Annotated in this window: 17 protein-coding genes; all 17 read right to left on the minus strand. The window is 46.8% G+C overall.

All coding sequences use genetic code 11. The features are described 5' to 3' along the window. Window positions 1–216: 216 nt before the first annotated feature. On the minus strand, window positions 217–648 hold the full coding sequence (locus tag MJ595_RS01775) for a flagellar FliJ family protein (protein WP_263080808.1): 432 nt from the start codon (window positions 646–648) through the stop codon (window positions 217–219). Beyond that, window positions 645–2,000, minus strand: coding sequence for a flagellar protein export ATPase FliI (gene fliI, locus MJ595_RS01780; protein ID WP_263322439.1), 1,356 nt, complete (start codon window positions 1,998–2,000; stop codon window positions 645–647). Before fliI ends, MJ595_RS01775 begins: the two co-directional genes overlap by 4 nt. 11 nt (window positions 2,001–2,011) lie before the next feature. Beyond that, a complete protein-coding gene (locus MJ595_RS01785) occupies window positions 2,012–2,818 on the minus strand; it encodes a FliH/SctL family protein (RefSeq protein WP_263080809.1) in 807 nt (268 codons plus the stop codon). Further along, window positions 2,818–3,819, minus strand: a complete 1,002-nt coding sequence (fliG, locus tag MJ595_RS01790; protein WP_263080810.1) for a flagellar motor switch protein FliG — start codon at window positions 3,817–3,819, stop codon at window positions 2,818–2,820. Before fliG ends, MJ595_RS01785 begins: the two co-directional genes overlap by 1 nt. 3 nt (window positions 3,820–3,822) lie before the next feature. Continuing rightward, window positions 3,823–5,472 (minus strand): flagellar basal-body MS-ring/collar protein FliF, encoded by a 1,650-nt coding sequence (gene fliF, locus MJ595_RS01795; RefSeq protein WP_263080811.1) that lies wholly within the window; start codon window positions 5,470–5,472, stop codon window positions 3,823–3,825. A 147-nt stretch (window positions 5,473–5,619) separates the two neighbouring features. After that, the gene (gene fliE / locus MJ595_RS01800) at window positions 5,620–5,943 is read right to left on the minus strand and encodes a flagellar hook-basal body complex protein FliE (RefSeq protein WP_263080812.1); all 324 of its coding nucleotides are present in this window, start codon (window positions 5,941–5,943) and stop codon (window positions 5,620–5,622) included. Between the two features lie 2 nt (window positions 5,944–5,945). Further along, a complete protein-coding gene (locus MJ595_RS01805; protein WP_263080813.1) occupies window positions 5,946–7,394 on the minus strand; it encodes a sigma-54 dependent transcriptional regulator in 1,449 nt (482 codons plus the stop codon). Between the two features lie 242 nt (window positions 7,395–7,636). After that, complete coding sequence (gene pelG / locus MJ595_RS01810) at window positions 7,637–9,010, minus strand: exopolysaccharide Pel transporter PelG (RefSeq protein ID WP_263080814.1); 1,374 nt, start codon at window positions 9,008–9,010, stop codon at window positions 7,637–7,639. Further along, window positions 8,998–10,533, minus strand: a complete 1,536-nt coding sequence (gene pelF / locus MJ595_RS01815; RefSeq protein WP_263080815.1) for a GT4 family glycosyltransferase PelF — start codon at window positions 10,531–10,533, stop codon at window positions 8,998–9,000. Before pelF ends, pelG begins: the two co-directional genes overlap by 13 nt. A 185-nt stretch (window positions 10,534–10,718) precedes the next feature. Beyond that, on the minus strand, window positions 10,719–11,738 hold the full coding sequence (locus tag MJ595_RS01820) for a hypothetical protein (protein WP_263080816.1): 1,020 nt from the start codon (window positions 11,736–11,738) through the stop codon (window positions 10,719–10,721). Further along, window positions 11,713–13,194: a hypothetical protein gene (locus MJ595_RS01825; protein ID WP_263080817.1), complete on the minus strand. Its 1,482-nt coding sequence runs from the start codon at window positions 13,192–13,194 to the stop codon at window positions 11,713–11,715. Before MJ595_RS01825 ends, MJ595_RS01820 begins: the two co-directional genes overlap by 26 nt. Then, window positions 13,194–13,733 carry a hypothetical protein gene (locus MJ595_RS01830; protein WP_263080818.1) on the minus strand — a complete coding sequence of 180 codons (540 nt, stop codon included), beginning with the start codon at window positions 13,731–13,733 and terminating at the stop codon, window positions 13,194–13,196. The genes MJ595_RS01825 and MJ595_RS01830 overlap by 1 nt, the downstream gene beginning before the upstream one ends. A gap of 29 nt (window positions 13,734–13,762) precedes the next feature. Then, the gene (locus MJ595_RS01835; RefSeq protein ID WP_263080819.1) at window positions 13,763–17,437 is read right to left on the minus strand and encodes a tetratricopeptide repeat protein; all 3,675 of its coding nucleotides are present in this window, start codon (window positions 17,435–17,437) and stop codon (window positions 13,763–13,765) included. Then, a complete protein-coding gene (locus tag MJ595_RS01840) occupies window positions 17,415–20,180 on the minus strand; it encodes an endo alpha-1,4 polygalactosaminidase (RefSeq protein WP_263080820.1) in 2,766 nt (921 codons plus the stop codon). The genes MJ595_RS01835 and MJ595_RS01840 overlap by 23 nt, the downstream gene beginning before the upstream one ends. 359 nt (window positions 20,181–20,539) lie before the next feature. Continuing rightward, entirely contained in the window at window positions 20,540–21,874 is a 1,335-nt protein-coding gene (locus MJ595_RS01845) for an endo alpha-1,4 polygalactosaminidase (RefSeq protein WP_263080821.1), read from the minus strand. Between the two features lie 820 nt (window positions 21,875–22,694). Next, window positions 22,695–22,886, minus strand: a complete 192-nt coding sequence (locus MJ595_RS01850) for a hypothetical protein (RefSeq protein ID WP_263080822.1) — start codon at window positions 22,884–22,886, stop codon at window positions 22,695–22,697. A gap of 93 nt (window positions 22,887–22,979) precedes the next feature. After that, window positions 22,980–23,798, minus strand: coding sequence for an OmpA family protein (locus tag MJ595_RS01855; protein ID WP_263080823.1), 819 nt, complete (start codon window positions 23,796–23,798; stop codon window positions 22,980–22,982). Between the last annotated feature and the right edge of the window lie 32 nt (window positions 23,799–23,830).

Below are 23,830 nucleotides of genomic sequence, written 5' to 3' on the forward strand. Positions count from 1 at the left end.
GAATACTACAACACCAGAGGCATGCCAATTAAAACAATGCTATATATTTAAAAAAACAGGTTTATTAAATTATCGTCCTAAATTAAAAAACAAATTATAAAAAGTTTCTGGTGGCTGCAAATTTGGGCAAGGCACATTTTATAAGCAGCTTCGCTGACTGAGCAGGGTATCAAAATCTGGTTTTCTAGCTAGCAGCCTGTCGGACTTAGCTCTGATTTAGTCTGAAGCTGGCTGAAACCTACTATTAACCAAATCATCAACCAGAGCCTGTTCTTTGCGTTCAGCCTCTATTTTCCGGAGCGTTTGCTGTTGGGAAACCTTCTTTTCCAATGCATCCAGCTTTTGTTTTTCTTCAAACACCTTTTGATTACATAATTCAGATTGCTGCTTATCCTGTTCTACCTGCTGAAGCTGATGCAGGGCCATTTGCTGGAGGTAGTCAACAAAGTGTCGACGATTTAACAAAGCCAGGCGGTTAAACGTCAGACCTTCCGCCGGGCTATACTCACTTTGTATCTGTTGCAGGTAATCCAGTTGCTGCCGATGGCTTTTTAATTGGGCAGACGCTTTAACTGCCGCTTTCAACGCTTTATTGTAAATTTGCTGTTGAACCTTAAGCTTCTTTTCCAGCAGCCTTAAAGTATTCATGCAGTGACCGTCCTATCGGGAGAAACTGCCGCCTTTTTCAGATGCCCCCAAATTGACATTAACTGATTGAGGCAGGCTTCCAGCCCAATTTGTTCATACACTCCCTGCTGGAGATAGCCTTTAATGGCAGGATACACTTCAATAGCCAGATCCAGTTCCGGGTCACTCCCTCTCTGATAAGCACCAATGGCCATTAGCTCTTTGGCTTCATTATATTGGGAGTGAAGTGCCTTCAGTTTATGGACGCAATTCATATGCTCTTCCGAAACCACCAATGGCATCACCCGACTGATGGACTTCTCAATATCAATCGCTGGGTAATGGCCACTATCCGCCAGCTCCCGGGTCAATACAATATGTCCATCCAGTACCGACCTTGCTGAGTCTGCAATGGGATCAAGCATATCATCCCCCTCCACCAGCACAGTATAAAAAGCGGTGATAGCCCCCTGGTTTGCAGCTCCATTGCCAGCCCGTTCCAGTAACCGGGCGATATGACTAAAGACAGAAGGCGCATAACCACGGGTTGCCGGAGCTTCCCCCACAGATAAGGCAATTTCCCGCTGTGCCTGGGCATAACGGGTCAGAGAATCCATCAGCAATAAAACAGACTTTCCCCTATCACGGTAGTACTCAGCCAGGCGATGACACACCAGCGCAGCCCTGAGTCTCATAACCGGTGATTCATCCGCCGGAGCTGCAACCACAATCGCTTTTTTCAATCCCTCAGGTCCCAGGGTATGTTCGATAAACTCCCGAACCTCCCGTCCCCGTTCACCAATCATCCCCACAATGACCACATCAGCCCCCGTATTCCGGGTCATCATTCCCAACAACACGCTTTTTCCCACACCACTGCCAGCAAATAGCCCCATGCGCTGCCCCTGACCCACAGCCAACATGCCATTGATGGCCCTGACCCCCACATCCAGTATTTGTTTTACAGGCTGCCTCGATAGTGGATTAATGGGTTCCGGGTTCAGGGAAATCATTTCCGTACAGTTGATTTTACCGGCCTCATCCAAGGGTTCTCCCAAACCATTCAGGACTCTGCCCAGCAATTCATCCCCTACCGGTATACTACTGTCTTCTGCCAGGGGCATAACCCGGTCGCCGGGTCCAACACCTTCAGGCATGGCCAATGGCATTAGATAGTGCCGGTCATCATTGAAGCCAACCACTTCAGCTTCAAACTGCCTGCCCCGTGCCGTAAGAATACTGCAACGCTGCCCTGTGGACAGTTGGCAGCCGGTTGCCTCAAGCACCAGTCCTTTCATCCGGGTCAGGCGTCCATAGACCTTTGCAACAGGAACCTGTCCAAGCCTCTCTTTTACGCTATTAAATCGGGACAAGCTTCCGTCAGTCACGCACCACTCCTTTCCAGTTCTTCCGGTAATACCTCCCGAACCACATCCATACAGGCAGAGAGACGGTCTTCAACAGATGCAGAGGCCTCCACCTGATCTGTGACTATACGACAGTCGCCAGGCTCAATAGTAATATCCTCTATCAGGGACCACCCCTCACCACTCCCTGATTGAAACTGCTTGATATGAAGAAGGTCGCTGGGATTGACATGTATTGCCAGTTTTTCAGCATTCTCTGGCAGATGTTGCAGGGCTTCATGGACAATGGCTGTAATCGCCTCGGGCTGGAGCTTGAGTTCGGTACGAATAACGCTTCGACAAACCTCTTTGACCATTTCTGCCAACCAGTGATAAAGCTCCTGCTTTCGTCCGGAAAATAAATGTTCAAAGCCCTGTAAATTCTGGCTCAAACTGTTCAGCACTTTCTGGATTTCTTCCTGCCCCTGGCTTAACCCTTCCCGATATCCCTTTTCATGTCCCTCGGAACAGGCGTGCTGCAAAGCATCACGCTGTCCCTGTTCACGTCCCTGGGACATCCCATCCATCGTACCCACCTCAATCCCCTGGCGATAACCGGAATCATAGGCTTCCTGTCTGGCTGCCTCCAGGATTTCCTGGCTAACCATATGGGTTCTGTTTTGAACCCCTTCCTGCCCAGTCCCTAACTCTATTGCTTTAGGGCTATCTCCAGACCCGGAGTCCAGTTTGGTAATGGGTGACAGATTACCTGCCAGCTCACCGTAATTGGGAAAACGGTGACGCTTAAAAGCAACACCTGACTTGAAAATGGTGACTTTTCTCATTATTCCACCATTTCCTCAGCTGTAAGACTGCGAGTAATCTCCCCATCCTTCGCCAGTTTGCGGGCAATTTCCATCACCTCCTTTCGAGCATCCTTAACCTGGCTGGCCCGAACCACACCAATGGCTTCCATATTATTCTTCAGGTAATTAGCCGTCCGCTTGGTCATGGTTCCAACCACCTTGTTAAAGACATTTTCCGGAGCCCCCTTCATGGCCATGGCCAGCAGCTCTTGTGGAACTTCCTGCAGAAGTCGCTGTACCGCCTCCTCATCAAGCATGGCAATATGCTCAAAGATAAACATCTCCTGCTCCAGCTCAACGGCCATGGTGGAATTGTGCTCCTTGAAGTGCTCCAGCAAATCATTGGCACTCTGTTCACCCATGCTATTCATAATACCGGCCACCTGTTTCATGCCACTAATCTGGGTACTGTGCCGGGCTGTTAACTCACCACCGGGATCATCAAAAATCAGGTTCAGTTCCTTGATAATTTCCGGGCTTAACTCTTCCAGGGCTGCAATTCGCTTCAACAGTGATTTATGATTTTTTTCCGGTAGACGACTTAAGACTTCTGCCGCCTGTTCCGACTCCAGGTATGAAAGCACTACAGCCTGTAGCTGTGGATGTTCATTAATAATCAGGCCGGCAATGGAATTCGGGTCCATCCATTTCATCACCTCCAGGCAACGGCTATTTTCATCATCAAAGATGGAGTCCAGCATGCCCCGGGCATCATTCTCTCCCAGTGCTATTTTCAGTGCATTCTCCAGATATTTCCGGGTTCCACCGGCTACACCACTTTCATAGCGGTACTCATAGAAAAAATTATTAATAACATTCTGAACATCCAGCCTTTTCATGGCTGGCATGGCCGACATTGACTGACTAATCTCATGAACTTCACTTCTGGATAACTGTTTAAAAACAGCCGCTGTTGCTTCCTCTCCCAGACTTAATAACAGCGTTGCAACATTGCGGTAGCGGTCAGGTTTTTTTGCCATGGTTTAGTTCTCTTCCTGATAGATCCATTGTTTCAAGACATGAGCAACTTTCTTAGGCTCCTGCTCTGCCAGCTTCTTGATATGGTTAAGCTGCGTTTCAAATACACTTAATTCCGGTGGATTCAGCGTCATATACTCATCCAGCAATTCCGGATGCTCCAGAACGGCTTTCTTGGGCTTACCATCATCCTCTTCTTCCTCTTCCTCAACAGGAGCAGGTAATTCCGGAGCCACCAGCATTTGGGTGGTGATTGGGCGCAACAGGAAGATGATAACGGCCAGCCCCAGTATGGCTCCGACCCCATAGCGCACGTAATACAGCATATTGGGGTCTTGCCACCAGGGAATCGGATCGAAGGTTTGTTCAGGTAAACTGATAAACGGCGCCGTATGAATACTCACCTGATCATTCCGCACCGTGGAAAAGCCCACAGCATCCTGAATCAAACGGGTCATGCTATCCAGCCGTTCCTGAGTGAGTTCACCGGTAATTTCTGCCACGTCAGGGCTATTATTCAGAACAACAGCAATGCTTAACCGCTGTAACTGTCCCTGTTGATAGGAGGTGTGCCGAACCGTCCTGTTTAACTCATAGTTCCGGGTGTATTCATTCTGGGTCAGAGGGTTAATGGCTGCATCTTCACCGGCATTCTGATTGATGGTTTCAGGAGGCTGATTACTGGTGGAGCCCGGCACACCCTGGGCAATATCGGTAATACCGGTTCTCTCACGCCCCCTTTCACTTCTTACACTTCTATTTCTGGGATCAAACTGCTCAGCGGTTTGCTCTATCCGGTCAAAGCTGACATCCGCCGAAACCTGTACCCTATAGTTACTGGAGCCAACAATGGGATCAAGCAAATGCCCGACCCTGTTAATATATTGCTGTTCAATGGTTTTGATAATCTGGATTTGATTGTTGGCCATGGCAATATCGCCATCACCCACATTAATGTTTCTGGAAAGCAGGTTGCCATTTTGGTCAATAACCGAGACACCGCTTTTCTCCATACCCTCCACACTGCTGGCCACCAGGTTGACAATGGCATCCACCTGCCTTGACTCCAGCTGACTGCCTGGAAAGAGATCAATAAAAACAGAAGCCGAGGGTTTGGTTTGTTTTCTCACAAAGGCTGATCGTTTCGGTATGGCCAGATGAACCCGGGCATTCCTCACTGCATTAAGGCTGATAATGGTTCTGACCAATTCACCCTCTAACCCCCGGCGGTAGCGAGCACCCTCTATAAACTGGCTGGTACCAAGCCCCTGTTCCTTATCCAAAAGCTCAAGCCCGTCCGGCAGGTTAGCCTTGATGCCCGACGCCGAGAGTTCCATCCGGGCTTCCCGAAGCTTCGCCGCATCCACCATCACCTGACCACTTTCCGGATTTATCTGATAGGCAAATCCTTTGCTCTCCAGTATTTCAACAATACTGGAGGTGTCATACATTTCCTGGTTTCCGTAGAGAGGCTGATAGCTGACATTATGGCTCCAGATAATGGCAACAATAGTTGCTGCCAGCACACCGGCAAGCATCACCAGCAGCATACCCTGGCGAGCGGGCTTTTCCGTGATGTAGTCACGAATCTGTCCCACGGCCTTACGTATGGCTGTTAGTGCTTTTTTACCCGATGCCTTTTTCTTCTCGGCCATAAGAGCTCCGATTGGCTAGTACATCATCTCAATGCATTTGATGTGTTCAGTGGTTCCTCCCGTTCCCGGCGTTCTGAGGTTATCGCCAAACCCTCTTCTCGCTGGGAACGAGTCTGCACGTCAAACTCATTGAAACCCTATACTGGATTAAACCTGCATTCTCATAATTTCTTCATAGGCAGCAACTGCCTTATTTCTCACCTGTACCAATGCCTGAAAGGCAAGCCCCGCCTTCTGGCCTGCCAGCATTGCTCCCATCAGGTCATTGCTTTCTCCCGTTTCAACCTGGGTACGCAAGGTATTAGCATCCTGCTGTTTTTGATTGACGGCATTCAGGGCACTTTTTAATAAATCACCAAAACCGGAAGATGCCCCTTCAGCCACTTCCACCGGGGTTAGTTTGGTTGCCTTGCCAAGGTTAATAAACGGCTGGGTATCCAGTGATGTTCGATTCAGATTGCCTGCATCCATATTTAGTCTCCTTCAGTAGCCGGAATTTTATGGGGTAATTCCTTTGAGCCAGACAACACGGCGTTAACATCAATTCCATGGTTTCTCATTTCTGCCAGTTTATTCCTGAGGGTACGGGTAGTGACTCCCAGGGAATCTGCCGTTTTTCCCCGGTGCCCACCAAACTCGCGAAGGGTATTGATAATATGCTTGAATTCATCACGCTTCCGCCGGGCATCAAGACTGATGCCTTCATCTATATGAGTCACCTCAGGCTCACTGGAGGTTTCTAAATCACTGACAGACTCCAGCATCAAGTCACCAGGACTGATAGCCTCTCCCTGGCATAAGACCAGAGCCCGCTGAATAACATTCTCCAGTTCCCGAACATTTCCCGGCCATTGGTGCTCAAGCAACCGAACCTGTGCTTCGGGGGTCAGGGTGATACCTGGCCGGGATTGTCCATAAATAGTCAGAAAGTGCCCAGCCAGGGGAAGCAAGTCTTCTTTTCGTTCTCGCAAGGGTGGCCAGGCCAAGGGAAAAACATTCAGGCGATAATAAAGGTCTTCCCGAAACAGCCCCTGCTGCACCTGGGCTTTTAAGTCACGGTTGGTGGCGGCAATCACCCTGACGTCCAGCCTGATAATGGTTCGGCTGCCCAGTCGTTCCACCACCTTTTCCTGCAACACCCTTAGAAGCTTGGCTTGCAGGCCAATAGGAATTTCTGCAATTTCATCCAGCAGCAGGCTGCCACCATCCGCTTGTTCAAATCGCCCGGCCTGGCTCACCGTAGCACCGGTAAAGGCACCTTTAACATGGCCAAACAGCTCCGCCTCAATGAGGTTTTCGGGGATAGCGGCACAGTTTATGGCAATAAAAGGCCCCGAAGACCTGGGCGACTGATCGTGAATATAACGGGCCAGCACTTCCTTGCCTGTTCCGGACTCACCTGTTATCAACACTGAAGCATCGGAGGCGGCTACCTGACGAGCCACTTCCAGTGTTTTCAGGCTGGCTTTTGAAGCCACAACGGGGGAAACGGGGGTGTGGTGATCAGGTTGCAGCGTTGTGGCCACAATCTCCTGAATTTTTTCGGCACCGGTAGAGTGGGATAGATAATCGGAAGCACCGGCTTTTATAGCGGCAACCGCTTCTTCCACATCCGGCTGCTCGGAGGCAATAATAACGGGAGGCGGGGTTTTTAACAGGCGAAGTTTTTCGAGAAAACCAAGGTTGGCATCCGGTGAGTGGCTAAAGTCAGCAATAATCAGGTCAACCATGCCCTGCCGAAGGACTCTTAATGCCCTTTCAGCCGATGCCATTTGTTCCACATGGTGATGGGTTGCACGCAGCTGCTCACTTAAACGCTGATTTTGCTCAGGCTCATCCCCCACAACCAGAATCTTGCCTTTCTTCATTGGATGAATGCCTCTGCCATCTTTCGCCACCAAACTGGAAAGATAAATCGGCACTCAAAATCAATTCTTTATGGAAAAATGAAAATCGCTTCCGCCTTGAGGGGTAGAGCTTCCGGAAAGGAATTTCCGCTTGACCTGAGTTCGACATAAGCAACTGATTTTATATAGCATAGCTGCCAAGCTGATTAGGGGTGGGGTAGTGCTGTACTGACAAAGGTATGAAGTGGCTTGATAGTTGTTACGTCGAACTCAGGTTTCAGGAGAAGACTATCTGATACAACATAATCGCTACCCTCTTAGTTTCTCAGCATAAATGTTTCATATTCCAGATCTCGCAGAATACGGCTAATCATTAATAGGCCAATAATGGTTGTCAGGGTCACTGCAATTACAAATCCATAACCAAAAAACGCCGGATTTGTCTTTTGAGAAGCCAGGGTGAATAGGGTATTGGAACCTAAAAACACAAGACTTAATTGCAAGGCTTCCTTACGCCTGTCCAGATAAAACAGTACATTCATTACCGCCAACATAATGACCTGGATGCCGACGCCCACCATATCAACCTGCAAAAGTGTCTCGTAGTAATAGGAAATACCTAGCCAGCTCAGTAACTCCCTGGTCCAGACAAATAGCAGGATTACAGTGAGTGACTGGATTTTTAGGATTTCAAGAATGCCCTGGCGGACAGAGTCAACCATCAATTGCTTGTTATACTGGATGGTTTTCAGTGGCTGATGCTCTCTAATAGCATCATAAAAACGGCTGTAGTTTTCGGCAAAGTCCGTTTCAAAGCGTACCAGGAAAACGGCCATTCCCGGAATAATGGTCAGATAAGCCAGAAAGATCGGAATATCATAAATGACTGAAGAACGCAGATAACCTGCTGTGGCTTCTGAAGTAATGGGATTGAACCAGAATATAAACTTGTCGGACCAGATACCCAGATAAAAAGCCAGGCCAATAAAAAATAGTGACGGATGAATATTGCAGCGTTTAAGAAAGTCAAAACTCAGTAACTTATCTCCGGGAAAAGCCCTGAATATTTCATTCATAAAGGCAAAAAGGATAAGTGCATGGCCAACAACAAATGCCAGCATTAACCCTTCGGCTTGATAATTACTTAAAAGGGCAGAAAGTATAACAACTGTTGTGTATCCAATCGCCATAGTCAGCAAGATGCGGTTATAGGCTTTTAGGCCGGATAAAAAGATAACGGCAAGCCAGAGACAGTTGAGTATGACAAAGGCGGTAAAGGTTAGCAGTCTGAAGTACAGGTTTTTATCAGGAAATAGCAGGCAGACGGCTGGCCCTGCTGCCAAAGCGGCGATAACGGCTGTCAGTGCCAGTGCTCCCATGGTATTAGGAAGGATCAGATCATTCCGTTTTTCGTACATCCGATCAGCAATAAAGCGTGTTAGCAATAGTTGTGTCCCGCCTGTCATTACCAGCGAACCTGCCATCAAATAAGTGACTGTTACCAGGAAATAACTGAGTTCCTGGGTATCACTGAAACGCTTGATACTGATAATGCCAACCAGCAACATGCTGACAATGGAAAGTACCCAGGGGCCGGAACTGATAATGCCTGCATAAAAATAGGCTTGCAGGGTTGACGTGTAGTTGTTTCGTTCCAGAATTTTGCGAAGCTCAAAGCCTATGCCGGCCATTCCTGTGCCTCCTCTGCTATAGCCAGGGAGTCTCGATAGAGATCCCGGTAACGTTGGAACATTTTCTCTTCGGTATAAAACTGCTTTACCCGCTGAATCGCTGCCTGCTGTTGTTGGTGCCAGAGTTCACTATTGCCCAGCAGGCGAACACACTCCCGGGCGGCTGACTCCGGGTCTGCCATATTGACAATGGCACCGGATGGGCCGAGTTCACGGTCTCCTGGTTCCTGGCCACCTTCGACCATTTCGCGACAACTCCCCACATCGGTACAGACACAAGGCACCCCGGCAGCATAGGCTTCCAGGATAACAAGTGGCTGAGCCTCACTGATGGAGGTCAGTGCCATAAGGCCCAGCTTTGGAAGAATTTCAGGCACATTCTGAAATCCCAGAAATTTTACGGTATCTTTCAGGCCAAGGGTTTCGGTTAACTGGTGGCATTCGCTGGCATATTCCGGATCTTCCTCTTCTGGTCCAATAATCCAGCCCTCAATTTCTGGAATATCATCCCTGACCCGGTGAATGGTTCGAATAAAGGTTTTTATATCCTTAATAGGCACAACCCGGCCAATCAAGCCAATGACCATAGGAATACCGGGTGGTCGCTTGGACAGGGCATCCTTGTAACGTTCGAGACTGATACCGTTGGCAATTACAGCGGTTTTACTGAAGTCAGCACCGTCGTTTATCTGGCGTAACTGATTGCCTTCGTAAAGAGAAAAGATTTTATCAGTGGCTTGGTAGGTTAGCTGGCTCAGTACTTCAAAAAAGCGAATCCACATATCCCGCAAAAAACCGTTCTCCATAATCACGCCTTCGGCATGGGCCAGTTCGCCATCACTGATCCAACTGGCCTGAGCCAGGTCGATTTTGCGCTCTTTGGAATAAATGCCATGCTCACTCAACAGGTAGTAACTGTTTGGGCTGCGGTTTTTGATCATGGCACCTAACAGCCCCGCATAGCCCGTTGAGATGCTGTGAATAACCGGTGTCAGGGGTACCGTACGGGCTACCTCGGTCAGCATAAACAGCGGTGCATGCATTGATCTGACAGTCCAAAAGTAATTCAGAAAAGAAGGGTCCTGACTGTAGCGTTCATATGCCCGTGAAATATTGTCCCATGAGCAGCGGCTATAAAGAAAGTTCTCATGGGTTATCCCCTTTTTTTCTCCCAAACTACTCAGCACATCGGCTACCAGCTTGTTTGGCAGCTTGGCTTTGGGAACCTGAAACAGGTCATGAAGCTTGCGGGATTTCGCGTAAGCTTCTTTGTTTTCTGCAACTCTGGCTGGCGGCTTCATTTGCCAGGATGCCTGAAGATAGTGGCATTCAAAGTGAACGACATTGTCTGGGAATTCGTAGAGCATCTTGCCATAGTCTTCAGGGCAGCTCCCGATAAAAATAACGGCGAAACTGAATTCTGGCATGCCTTGGATAATCTGATGTACCCAGCTTGAGACACCGCCCCGTACATACGGGTAAGTGCCTTCCAGTAAAAGTGTGATTTGGGCCTGTTTGTCCATAAATTTCTTTAATTTCTTGCTTCTATCAACAGGCTCCTGGAGATCCTGTCGCAAACCCCCTTTCATTACATAAAAGCGGGCTTGTTACTTTTTTGATCACAGATGTATTTTTTTCACCACGGAGGCACAGAGTTTTTATAACTCTCAAACAACAAATCTCCGTGTCCTCTGTGGTGAAAAAAATTTTAGAGAGCATTCGGTGATAGTTCTGGAAGCTCAGTTTTTTCTGTTTGGCTCCAGTGCTTGATGGCTCTGGCCTGTCTGGTTGCGTGGCATTTCTGTCGTTTTAATTCACTGGCTATTGCCGTGACTTCATTGAAATCCCGGGACAGGTAGGCAATTTCCAATAACTGAATGTCAACTGATGATTGTGACAGACCGGAATCAACAGCCTCAAGGAAACAGGCTTTGGCCTCCTCAAGCTGATGTTGTTTCATTAAGATATTGCCTTTGAGCAGTAACATATCAGTATCAGGCTTTGACTCTAACACGCGCTCTGCGTAGTTTACTGCCTGTTTTTCAAGTTCTGCTACCATGCCTCCCTGAACCAGATCCATTCGAACCAGTTCCCAGTGGAGCCATGCCAACTCTTTAAGAATAAGAGGTGGTATTTTTTTTTCAGGCATCGCTTCGGTTTGCTGGAGTACTTTTTGAATGGCCTCCCTTAATTCGGTCTCTTTCTGGTCAAGAATCGAGTACGCCAGGAGCCTGACATCATCAGCTGTGTCTTTTAATGCTTCTCTTAGTATCTGAATGGCTTTGGGATCATGGAAATAGCGGGTAGCCAGAACCGCTTTAACCCGCTCTTCCATAGAGCCAGACGAACGCAGTAAATTGCTAAGAGCTCCAGGGCGCAGGCGCTCCCTTCCCTCCAGGTCTGCTGATTTATAGGGAAGCAATGGTTTACGGGCATCAATAAAGTGTTGTTTCTGTTTTTTTCTGGGGTAGTGCAGAGCAGGAATGACCGCCAGCAATGCACCGATCATACCCACCACTGGAATCAGCAATGGTATCAGCACAAAAAATAGCCGTTCCTTTAATTTATTATGGTTAAATTTTGTGGGCACCAGTTTTATTGATACAGCCAGCAGCCAAATACAGGCCAGGGCATGAAAACCTAACCAGTACAGCAAGGCGGCAGTTGTGTTCTCCATGCCAAGAAATAGCAAGCTGGCTGTTTCAGGTACCAGTGCGAATATTGCCATCAACCAGGCTAACACTATCTATTCCTTTTTCTTGCAGAGGGTTTGATGACTCTATTTGTTCAGTAAAGGTTGCTGAAAGAGGATATCCATTGTTATTTAAGAAACGAGCCATTTCAAGCGAATTTTGGCTATCGCTGTTTACTATAAAGTGGCTTAAGTTAACCTCTGCTTTCGTCATATCAACCTTGTGGTGCTTCTTTAGGAAAGCGGGAAATTTCTCAAGATAAGTATGGGTATCATCCTGCTCAGAAAGAGGCATCAGGATGAGTGCTATCCAGTGTTCACTGTCTCTGGCTCTTAAGGTCAGCACTTGATCCAGAGCCCGTTTATGAATAGTGATAGAGTCAATCAATGCCGGAGCTACGCCAAAATTACCAATTTTGATTGCTATCAGCCCAGCCTGGATATTGTATTCAATAGCATCTTTCCAACAGCGCTCTAGATGAGTATGGAATGCCCGGATTTTGGGCTCGTGATGGGGAATTTCATGAGTTAGCTTGGTCATATAGAGTAAATCCGCTATATGCCCACACAGAACAGCAAGCTGGCTAATATGGTTTTCATTCAGGCAGGTAAAGGGCATAAGCCTTATAGCAAGCAAGGCATGGTAGTTATCATGACTGTCTATCAAAGGTACACAAGCAAGCAGCTGGGTTTTGTTGAGTGCCTTGTTTTGGTCGAATGGCTCTGGTTTTATGCATGATGCCTCCTGTTTTAACAGAGTCCTTTTTATTAATAAGTCTTTGGCTTTAACTTCTGGCATCTCACCAATAGAAGCCAGTGGTTGTTTGGTATTCACCTTGCCATTTTGCACATGGAGCAGAGCACCAGCCTGTATCTCGCCGTAGTGACCGAGCAAGCGCATTAGGTCGGTGGCACAGGAATTAAGTGCGGGTTGTTCACTGGAGTGGCTGATTAACTGGTTGCTGATATCAGCCACGGCACCATATAAACTGTAACCACTTAAGGCTACTTCCTGTTCCAGTAAAGCATGGGAGCGTTTAAGTAGTTGGTATGAGCGGGTGAATTCGTTCATTCTGGCTTTTCTATAGCGGCTGACCTGCTGGAATCGAATTAGTTTCTGTTGCCATTGATCCCTGAACTCACCCGCAATAGTGCTGACAGCCAGTGTTCCAAGAAACCAGGCAACAGGAGTTCTCCACTGTATTTCCAGCCATTGGGCATTTAGCCAGCCAGATACCACTAGCAGGATTGTGGAGACTGCCGCCCAGGCAAAGCCGTAACGAAGCCCGACCAGCAATGGGGCAAGAATTATCCAGGGGAAGCTACTGGTCAGCGTGAGTGGATCTTGTGAATTAACTAGCCAGGCAATGGCAAATGCTACCAGTGTGATGGCAGGAGTTTCCAGCCAGGCAATGCCTTCCCTGAAGTTTTTTAGGGTTCTTGCTATCCATGAAGCACGTTTATGGCTATTTTTTAGAGTAATTGTGCCCATTAGTTAAACCTGATTTCACTGATTAACTCGTTGATCACCACTTGTGCTGTTGCGGCCAGGCTTTCCCGTGACCAACCCGCCCGGGCTGCACTGCCGCTCCAGATCACTTGTTCTTCGGGCAATTTGAGAATTTTTAGGGAGAGGCCAACGGCTGGTTCCCCATCCAGGCCACTTTTATAGCGCCATTCTTCGATGGTACCGGTAATGGCATATTCAGCCTGCTGCTGCCTGGCCCAGGTCAGTGCATTTTCATAGCGGAGTCGTTCATTAAGCAGGGGGAGACCATCGTCAGGTATTTCAGTAGGATAGATGGTTAGTTTATTTACCCCATTAGCATGCAATCGAGTTTCCAGGATGGCTTCTCCCCGCTCTCCTGCCATTGGGGTTTGGGAGTAATTAATCAGTGGCAGCATTAGCCATGTTGATTTGGCGCTAACCGCGGTTTCGTTTTCCCGGTGCTGATGGGTCATACAGCCGGAAAGCGAGATGATAATGGTCAGAAATAAAATGTATGGAATCCGTTGGAAAACGCGGTCCATTGGAACTTCTCCTCTGTTATTGTGATTTCCTACTGTCCAAGTCGGTGTTGGTAACTCAGACTTAATTTGTAGCCCGCACTGCCTGAAGAACCTGGGGGTGAGCTGTTATAGGCAGCAGTGAGACTAAGTTCATCGTTGCCAAAGAGTCGCCAGCCAAGTCCTGTCTCTATGCTGTAGCTGAAAGTGTTTTGTGGTTTTAAATAACCCAGGGTGACACCAAAAAGCCAGCGCGGTGATGGTACCCGTGCATTTAGAGCTCCTGGGCTGCCATGCTGCCAAAGACTACTGATATAGAAATAGTGGTATTGTTCAGGTAGCAGTGATGCGATAATGCTGTCTACCCCTTCGGGGTCACTGTTTGGATCATTTTTTAACTTTTCTTTTAGCAACTGCAATTCTTTACTTAAGTTGTAATCCTGCCAGTCAATCCCAGCTTTCAGAAGCCATTCCGGGTCTCGATAAAAAAGTTGATGTTGCCATGCGGCCTGAAGATGATAACCAGAACCCAGTGGTATTCCCTGACTACGGCCACTGTATTGGCTATAGCTGCTGGATAGAAACAGACGATCACTACCGCTCACTATATAATTTAGATCTGCCCCAATTCGGTTTTGCTGGCCGAAGGTTTCCATCAATGAAGTAACAGAAGATTTACCCTGATAGTCCGCAAACAGACGGGTTGATGTGTAATTATTCCATCGTTTCAGTTGCTCCAGCCCCAGACCATAGCGGTTAGCTCCTGAACGCAGTGCCACATCCGTATAACCTCGCCAGTGACCATCTTTAGTCAAGCGGGTGGCCTGGAAGTAACTGCCTAGTTGGTCATCTAACTGTGCATCTGTTCTATTATTTTTGTGCTTAAAACTTAAAGACTCCAGGTCAAGCTGAAGGTGCCAACGGTTAAAACGGTGGGCAAGGGTGAGTTCTTGTCCATAGGTACGCAGGGAGCCATCGCTATTATTCAGTCCCCTGATTCGCCAGCCACTGGGATATTCAGTGGTTAAGGCAACGGCTTGTTCGGTTAACTGGTGAAGACTGTCTTCTGACCGGTTGCTGCGTATCTCACCCAATGCCAGGGTAAGCGCCTCGCCGTTATAACCCAGCATTTTTAATGCTTCAATACGCTCCGGGCCATCATCCAGTTTTGCCAGAAGGGGCTCAAGGGCATCTTTATCACCCTGCAGGGCTATAGCTAAAAGCTGATAGAGTGGAACAGTTTTCTGTTGTTGCTGATGTTGAGATAGCCACTCGGTTGCTGCCGGTAGATTACCCGCCTGAATAAGCAGTGCACTCAGGTCAGTAAGCCAGAGCTCTGGTTTGGCGGTATTTGAGCCCTGAATCCATTGAATGCTGTTGGCCAGCCCAGCCAACCAGACTCTTGACTGAATATGATAAGGCCGCCATTGTGGGTCAGCCAGCCAGTCTTTGGTTTTGTGAAGTTGTTTTAAGGTTTTTTTCCTGATCTGCCAGGCTTGGGGAGTCCAGCCAGAGATAATCAAGGTGTCGGCAAGAGCCAGGTTTAGCAATGGGTCATCGGGTTGTTCTTTTAATGCTTTTCTATACCAGGCAATGGCTTGTCGGTGTTCACCCAGAGCACTCCAGGAGGCCGCAACCACAGACCAGAGTTTGGGTTCTTTTCTGGCAATTTTGTCCCACTGGGTGATTTTCTGCTCGATTAGCGCCAGCTGCCGTTCACTAAGCAGAAACCATAGGTAACTGGCAATAATATCCCGGTTCGGACCCGTCCGCTTCAGGGTTTGGTCATAGGCATAAACAGCTTCAGAAACATCGCCTTTGTAAACACTGAAATGTGCCTTGGATAGCCAGTAAACATAGTGGTTGGTGAGTTTTTCGTAAGGTTCCACTTCTTTGAGAATGGCTTCCAGTTGATCCCATTTTTTCAGCAAAATAGCCAACTCCATGGCTGCATTGGCGTAAACCGGTTTCTTATGGGCCTTTAACCCCTGGCGGGCAACCCTGAGTCGCTGTTCGGGAGAGAAGTAGGAAGCTAGCCCTAAGTAACGATCAATATTTACTTCATCATAAGGGTCTTCTTTCAATGTCGCCGCGATGGCTTTAGCTGCAATGTCATCACTTTCCGTACGCCAGGCCAGGTCTGCCAGTAGTTTCCAGAATGCCTCATGATCATGTTTATGCTCTTCGTGGTGGCTCATTTCCTTATGGTTTATATGAGACTGTTGGTTTAGCAAAGCAACCGCCTGCTCTAAACGCCCTGTGATTTGCAGCACCTGCATATACTTAAGAAATTGTGCCTGGCTAAGCTTAAAGTGCTGGTGTAGTTGTTGCCAGGTATCAGCCAGTTCATCCAGTTTTTGCTGGTCTTCCAGAAACTTGGTTAATTGAAGCCAGTAGTCAAGGTGGTCAGGGGAGTCTTTCAGGTAGTCTTTCAGAGCTTGTTCAGCTTTCTCAGGCCAACCGATTTCTACCCAGATAGATAGCAGGGAATCAAACTCATACTTTTCAAGTGTTCGCTTTTTGCTTTCACCTTCCAGCAACTTAATTGCCATTCTGTAATGGAAGAGGTCTTTTGCTAGTTGCCAAGCCTTACTAAAGGCTTCTTGATCATCAGGGTTACGCTGGTATAACCATAACCAATGATCCATTGCTTGCTGAGGTTTCTGGTTCCATTGATAAAACTGGGCGAGTGATCGATGTAATTCAGGGTTATCCGGTTCTAGTGGCAGGCGCCGTTGGACTATTTCCAGAGCAAGGTCCATAGCGCCTGCATTCATGGAAAGTGTTTGAGCCTGTTTTAATTGTTCCAGGTTTAATTCAAGTGATAACAGCTGTTCTAGCCACTGGTAAGCTTTACCATAAGATTCAAGTGCAATAGCAATATTGATACCTCTAACCAACGTTTCCGGGTCATTACCCATGGTGGCTATGGCTTCCAGCATAACACTGTAAACATCCTGATAGCGCTCCTGCCCCAGAAAAGCATCTGCGGCGTTGTTCCAGGCTTGTTTACGAAGTTCTCGGGAAGACAAAAATTGGCTACCCAGTGTTTGCTCGTTGATATCGTGGCAGTTATCACAGGCTTTAATTTGTGATGCCATCTGGCTATAGATTTCTCCCGCCTGCTCTCCTTGGCCAGCAGCGAGTTTCCATAAAGCAGCCTTATTCAGCCAGCGAGCGCGATGGTTGCTATCTGCTTCAGCCTGCAGAAGATATAAATCAGCGGTCAGGCTTTGCAAGCCGATAGATGGAGCCAAAGCTGTTAACCGTTCAAGCTCAGCAAGACTGGCGTTCTTCCAGTTAGTTTCCGTTAACAACGTGATGGCAATATTATGCCATTGTTCTTTTTCTGCGGGAGTCGCTGCCGAGAACCCTAGCTGGGCGCTGACTTCCGCTTTTAGCAACTTAACCTTCCGGTTTTGCTGTTCACTTAATTTAATTTCAGAAAAAGGTTGCAGTGTATCCCAGGCATCATTGAACTGCCCTGTCGCCTTGAATTGGGCTGCCAGTTTGTGGCGCAGGCGAAAGTCAGCAGGGCTGCTTCTTAACAGTTGCTGTAGATAGGCAATAGAAACCCCGTCAGCCTGGGCATCGTTAAAAATTTCCTCAAAGTGCTGGTCATTGGGAAAAAACATAAACAGTGCTGTCCCCACCCACAGGGGCAGGGATAGAATCAGTGCCAGGGAGAACAGCTGCCCTTTTTTTTTATCGGCAGACCAGAATTGCATCGCCGGTATCCTTTTGGCTTATAGAAAACGACTGTCGGTTTTCCTGGCGTTCAGGTGCCACTGTGCCATCCTGTGTTTCCAGAAAGCATTTTTTGCTACTGACAACGGTGAACTCAATGGGCATGTGACCTTTTAAGCGCAATGAGGTTTGTTGTTTTCCCAGGTAATGCCAGTACTTTAAGGGAGCATTGGCTTCTTCCAGGTAGAGCTCTTTGGGTGGCTGTTTGGTAAAACAGAGTGTGGCGTTGCTACCAGACAGGTGCAGATAACGCCCCTGGGGCAGGTCTCTGAAACCTGCGAGATTGGTCGAACAAGCGGGTGCAGGCCAGCCCAGGGATTTGTCTACCCTCAGTGTTCTTAAGTCTCCCAGTTCGTTGATTTCCCATTGCCCTGCCCTATTCTTGCCCATCACATTGGTATAGAAACCCTCTACTCTGGGTGAGTATTCACTGATATAGAGTGGCATGGTGGGTCGAGCTGTGGACCAGTCGTATAGGTCTTGCAGGGCATACAGAGCGGATGCTTTGGTGCCAGAATAAAAATGCCAGTAAATGGTTATTGGCTTTATACGTCTTGGGTAATCTGTTAGCTCAAAGGTTTCAATGGCTTTGCGAAAACCGTAGAAAGGGCCAGTCCAGTTATTGGTATAGACATTTTCATTCATAATGGGGGCGTAAATTTGCCATCCGGCAGAAGTAGGTCGCCCCTGTGGGTCTAATCCCGTTATTGATGGGAAGGCATTGGTGATTTTACTGTTACCCCCATTAAGGTTAACGACACCTGCTTTTTTCGTAAGAGCAATTGAATCAGCACTAGGTAGTGCATCACCTGTCCATAAAAAAACCTTAACTTTTTTGTCCGATGGAGCAAGTTGGTTATTGATGTAATCAATGCTGCCTAAAATTTCCCGTTTCAGATCAAATTTATAACCTTTAATTGGTAGATGAAATCCGTACAGGGTTTCCTCTTCAGTCAGTTTGGTTTTTTCAGGCTGCCAATAGAACGGGTGACTGTAAGAGTGAGTTGCCAGTTCGACATTGGGCAGCTTAAAAATGTCACGAGCGATTGATTCTAAAGTTGGGCTAAGCCAGGGATAAAGACCCTCTTTACCCGTTTCACCTTCAACAATCGATACCGTGTGTGGAATAGGATAGCGTTCAAATACTTCTTTTTTTATAACAGTGCCACTGTAGGGCGTACCCGGAAGCTCTGCTTTACTGGCAAAACCATCACCATCTACATGGGAGGTTAAAATACGACGACCATTTTCTGTTGTGGAATCTGGTATGGGTTGGGGCTTTATTTTCAACGCCTGGCTAACCAGGGTAAAAGGGTCGAGCAACCATTGTTGCTGACCCAGTCCATTTTCAGTCAGCACATAGGGTGTTAGCGCCATACCACCCCATTCCGCTATTAAAACGGGGTTGAGTTTCTGTCCTTTACTGCCTTTTAGAGTGATCCAGGGCTGACTGGTTTTGCTTTTATTTGAGAGTAATGGCAGCCCTCGGATCATAGCTCTGACAATAGGTGCTTCAAATTCTCCGGCAAACGGGCTTTTCTGAGTTATTTTTACCGGCTTGTTCAGTTCTGAATCCAGTCTTTTTAAGCCAAGCTGCTTTAATAGTTGTGTGTCAGTGATGGGCATAATGCCCATAAACAGTATTGGAACTTTCTGCTCTAGCTGTTTGCCCAGCCAGCGTTGATATTCAGCAGGGTTAGCCGGTTCTTGGTTAATCCAATTAATAACCCCGGCAAAGCGTCCGGCCAGAGGGTAGTTCGGCAACCCTTTATCAATATTAATATAAACGGGGCTAAGGCCAAGATACTCGGCAATGACGGCAATTGCTGTATGAATAGGTTGGCTATTGATTAGTCCTTCACCGTTATAAAGCATTAAAACTTTACGGGGTTTCGGAGTTATCAGCCCTGTACCCAGACTGTCCAGGGCTGGGGTGCTGATCCACGGAGAAAAGCCCAGCTGGGTTATCTGCTTGACTAGTTGCTGGGCTTTTTCAGGTTGATAGCCTGGCAGGTAGTCAATAATGGTGATCGGAATCCCTTGAGCTTTGATAGGGTTTAGTTTACCTAGTAACCAGTTCTGTTCGTCCTGGGTACTTTTGCGAAATGTACCCTTTACTGGATCAAAGCTGCGAAGAAGGGATTCTGCTGCCAGGGCATCGGTAACATCGGCAATATCGGGAAACAATTCAAAGCCCCTGTTCATAAACAGCTTCATGCCAGGGTATTGTTTTTTTATTGACTTGATTAACTTAACCAGGCCTTTACGCTGCTGAGCATGATCTTTGGGCTGAATTTGATAGCTATCCAGGGTGTCCAGAAACAGGCCATCGTAACCTGCGCTTTTTAAAGGCGGAATCAGTCTGTTGAGTACAAAGTTGTGCCAGTCCTGATTGGTTAGGTCGATAATTTGGCTGTTCCAGCCCTTGTTTTTACCGAGAACCAAATTGTCGGGTAGATTATAGCCTTTCCACTTATCTGCACTGACTTCTCCTAAACTCAGGTAGGCGAATACTGTAGTATTGTTTTTTTTTAGTATTTTCAGTTGTTCCGGTAATAGATGAGCAGGCTCAACAACCACCTGGTCATTTAAAGATAGCTCTTCTGCTGGAATAGAGTGCCCATAATAGAAGGCAACGCTGGGTAAGTTATTTCTGGCGTGCAGATTGGCTGTACATATCAGCAATATGGATACCAGAATACGTAACAGGCACCCCCGAATCATATGATCCCCCTAAGCCCGAATCTTGTTTTTTAAAGTACCCAAACAACTTTTATTTTCGTAGATGAGGGTTATACAAAATAATACGTCAATTGTCTATAATATTGGGTAGGATAATTATGGATTCTAGAGGGTGTTATTAATTAGTCATGAGACCAGTTCTTCACACACGAATTCAGACAATACTCAGGAGTGCACCGGGTGTGCGACGAAGGGCAGAGTGGTACTCTGTTTAAGTCGTACAACGCAGAATGAATGCGTGTGTAAAAAAACCGAATGGCCAGTCATGATAATTGCCATGCCGCGCAGTTCAAGTCCGGTTGCCTGGTGCTTATCATGACTGGCTGATCACATGACACGCCCTAATCAAGGCAGTCTATTCTCCATGGATCAAGGTTTCTGTTTTTAATGAGTGTTGAAAAGCCAAGTTGCTTGACTGCAGGACAGATTGTTTCTTTCGATCCATAGTACTCTGTATGAAAAACAGCTTTTCCCTGCTGGATAAAAGGCAGCAGGAGTTCACACTCGTTGTATTTCAGGCAGGACTCATTTAATGCCCAGTCAAACCATGGAAGGAGTTCGTTAACCTGCTCAAGGTCATTCTTCAACCCAATGGAAAGATTGCGTGCATGGGCTTCAGTGGCGAGCAATCGATTATAGTTTAACTGGTCTTCGGCATTAAGGCTGAACCCTGTATTGTTGGAATAGCCATCAATATTATCGGGTTCAACAGCATCGCAGCCTTTTTCAACCGCAAGATCCAGCCTTTTTCTCATAATAGGCATGATCAGGTCAGTACGGCGGATATCCAGCCATTGTTCCCCGGGCCAGCCGTTAGATTTGCCAAGAATGCTAGCTGGAAAATTATTGGCGTCTATCCGCCAGTTCTCATAGCTTCCGGCACTGAAATAGCAAATAATCTTAGTTCCTCGTTGCTTTAGCGTGGCAATGGTTTCGACAGGTGCATCAAACAGGTCAATATTGTAAATATCAGCGGAAATAGTCGTGTCGATTTCGCCACTTAGCTGCCATTGCCAGCTAGTTCCAGGTTTGGGAATCCACCAACTACTATTAGAATCTGGGGGGACGTCCTGGCCTGTCTCATCCTCTGCTTCTGCTGGGACTGTCTTTTGGACATAAGACAGAGATAAATAGTCAATATCACTATTATCAGAACCATTATTGCTCCAATAACGTAATTGAATGGTTTGTTTTTTACTAATGTATTGCTTAGGGTCTCCGGGTAGTTCAAATTTCAGGTTCTGCCAGAACCAGGGTAATGCCCCTTCGTTTGTTCCCAGAAGCTGCCACTTTTGTTCCTGGTAGTTTAAGACAGCCCATCTCCAACGTTGATATGCCGTTTCAGGGCCGAGGTAGTTTACTTCCAGGGTCATTGATTCCAATGATATATTAGCGGGTACTCTAAAGTGGATGTAGCCTCTGTAGCGCTTATTACTACTGGTAAATTCTATATAGGATGGCCAGTGGTTATCGTAACCCTTCTGATCTTTGTATTTCAGGACATCCAGTGACTGTTCACTGTGAGATCCATCTTTGCTGATAATCGAAAATGGATAGAGATTTTGTATATCGGTAGCATAATTAAAGGTCGGTATAGCAAAAAGAATACTGGCCAGAAAAAAAACATTTATGATTTGTGCTGAGCTTTTGGCCCAGGCGGCTGAACGCTTCATCATCCCTGATACTCCCTGCTTCAGGTTACTTCGAGGAACCTTTCATCCTTTTCAGGTTCTATTCAATAAATTGACAGTTTTATTGGGCTCAATTTACTAGAGCGATACTAATAAACATAGATCGGCTGGATTGACTTGCAAGCATGATTTATTTGTATTCATTACAATCAATTCTCCGGATATCTAGATCTTTATTTTTGATTAATTAGAACTTACGCATTGACAGCTCTGACAAAAAATGGTCTTAGCCATTCTTTCCCATTAGGGAAGCTTTCTATGAAATCCCAAGTAACCTGAGTTCGACATAAGCAACTGATTTTATATAGCATAGCTGCCAAGCTGATTAGGGATGGGGTAGTGCTGTGCTGACAAAGGTATTTTGCAAAGTAGATGACTTTTGCAAACAGTTTGAGCCAAAGTCTCTTCCAATATGAAATGAGCCTGAAGGAGAGAGCCGTTTCCAATATGGAATGAGCCTGCAAAATCGGGTCGATCGTTCATGATTACTGGATGAAAATAATCATGAACACACGGCTGATAAAAACCCTCCAGCAAGTAGAGGAACTGCTTCAACAAGCCCCTAAGATTGAACCTAGACGGTAATTAAAAGATGAATGCTATCAATGGGTTGAGACTATCCTCAGGCACTTCAGATACCCTTCTCTGAACCGTACCGACAAAGGCGTCATCAGACGCTACCTACGGATTGTGACAGGCTACTCCAGAATCCAGGTATCCCGGCTGATCAAGACTTACACCGTCACCGGTAGTCTGAAGCGCTAACAGCGGACAACCAATGGGTTTACACAGAAATACACCCAGGTCAGTTGTATTTCAAGACATCCAGTGACTGTTCACTGTGAGATCCATCTTTGCTGATAATCGAAAATGGATAGAGATTTTGTATATCGGTAGCATAATTAAAGGTCGGTATAGCAAAAAGAATACTGGCCAGAAAAAAAACATTTATGATTTGTGCTGAGCTTTTGACCCAGGCGGCTGAACGCTTCATCATCCCTGATACTCCCTGCTTCAGGTTACTTCGAGAAACCTTTCATCCTTTTCAGGTTCTATTCAATAAATTGACAGTTTTATTGGGCTCAATTTACTACCTTTTACTTCCATTCTTAATCAGTCGTATTTCCACCCGCCTGTTTTTATGGGCGCTTTGTCCTTTCAATGGATAACGCGAACCATGTCCCCGTACTACCATTGTTTTGGAAACCCCTTGCTCCCGTAAAAAGTCCCTGACCCTGTTTGCCCTGGCAATTGAAATATCCCTGTTTCTAAGGGACTGGCCCGATGTATCGGTATGACCATCAATTTCGATACCAGTGACCTGAGCATCTTCAAGAATATAATCCACAAGTAATTTCAACATTTTCCGCTGACTGGTGGTAAGGTGCGTTTTCCCCTGGCCATAAAGCAACCGGGTCAAACGAGCCTGTTCAAAATTCATCGTTAACAGGTTGGCCCGGCATTGGTTAAAATCGCCATAGACTTCTGTAAAGCCCACATTCATTACCCTTACCAACCATGATGGGTGTCCTTGGCGTTGGAGATCCAGTTCAATCCATCGCCCCTTTCGAAGCTCTTCAGCCATTTCAAGTACACCGTCTTCCATAACATTATCTGGAGCTTTTATAGTCTTTTGACTAATATTCCTGCCAAAATCTTTCGATTCCCATGGAGCAACAACGCTTCTTAGCTTCAGCATGCCATTAAAGTTTCTCATCCAGCCAGAGTGAATTTCGATTCTTAAAGGTAAGCCAGCTTCTGCCACAAATTGAATAGCACCAAATCGGGGTACTTTATGTTCCAGCTCACACTGAAACCGTGACCCGCTAAAATACCACTGACTACCATCCATATTGGCACTGAACAGCTCGGTGCCAACCCCACGGCTAATAATAACCGGGCTGGTCATACATAAGATAATGATGGCTAATAATAATTGTC

The organism is Endozoicomonas sp. Mp262 (assembly GCF_025643335.1).
In the GTDB taxonomy this organism is placed as follows: Bacteria; Pseudomonadota; Gammaproteobacteria; order Pseudomonadales; family Endozoicomonadaceae; genus Endonucleibacter.

Excerpts from the sequence above, each read along its gene's own strand:
- MJ595_RS01845 (WP_263080821.1), bottom strand. The coding sequence starts at position 21,874 with ATGATGAAGCGTTCAGCCGCCTGGGCCAAAAGCTCAGCACAAATCATA.
- MJ595_RS01830 (WP_263080818.1), bottom strand. The coding sequence starts at position 13,733 with ATGGACCGCGTTTTCCAACGGATTCCATACATTTTATTTCTGACCATT.
- pelF (WP_263080815.1), bottom strand. The coding sequence starts at position 10,533 with ATGGACAAACAGGCCCAAATCACACTTTTACTGGAAGGCACTTACCCG.
- MJ595_RS01825 (WP_263080817.1), bottom strand. The coding sequence starts at position 13,194 with ATGGGCACAATTACTCTAAAAAATAGCCATAAACGTGCTTCATGGATA.
- MJ595_RS01855 (WP_263080823.1), bottom strand. The coding sequence starts at position 23,798 with ATGACCAGCCCGGTTATTATTAGCCGTGGGGTTGGCACCGAGCTGTTC.
- MJ595_RS01850 (WP_263080822.1), bottom strand. The coding sequence starts at position 22,886 with ATGATGAAGCGTTCAGCCGCCTGGGTCAAAAGCTCAGCACAAATCATA.
- fliG (WP_263080810.1), bottom strand. The coding sequence starts at position 3,819 with ATGGCAAAAAAACCTGACCGCTACCGCAATGTTGCAACGCTGTTATTA.
- fliF (WP_263080811.1), bottom strand. The coding sequence starts at position 5,472 with ATGGCCGAGAAGAAAAAGGCATCGGGTAAAAAAGCACTAACAGCCATA.
- MJ595_RS01775 (WP_263080808.1), bottom strand. The coding sequence starts at position 648 with ATGAATACTTTAAGGCTGCTGGAAAAGAAGCTTAAGGTTCAACAGCAA.
- fliE (WP_263080812.1), bottom strand. The coding sequence starts at position 5,943 with ATGGATGCAGGCAATCTGAATCGAACATCACTGGATACCCAGCCGTTT.
- MJ595_RS01840 (WP_263080820.1), bottom strand. The coding sequence starts at position 20,180 with ATGATTCGGGGGTGCCTGTTACGTATTCTGGTATCCATATTGCTGATA.
- pelG (WP_263080814.1), bottom strand. The coding sequence starts at position 9,010 with ATGGCCGGCATAGGCTTTGAGCTTCGCAAAATTCTGGAACGAAACAAC.
- MJ595_RS01785 (WP_263080809.1), bottom strand. The coding sequence starts at position 2,818 with ATGAGAAAAGTCACCATTTTCAAGTCAGGTGTTGCTTTTAAGCGTCAC.
- MJ595_RS01820 (WP_263080816.1), bottom strand. The coding sequence starts at position 11,738 with ATGGCAATATTCGCACTGGTACCTGAAACAGCCAGCTTGCTATTTCTT.
- MJ595_RS01835 (WP_263080819.1), bottom strand. The coding sequence starts at position 17,437 with ATGCAATTCTGGTCTGCCGATAAAAAAAAAGGGCAGCTGTTCTCCCTG.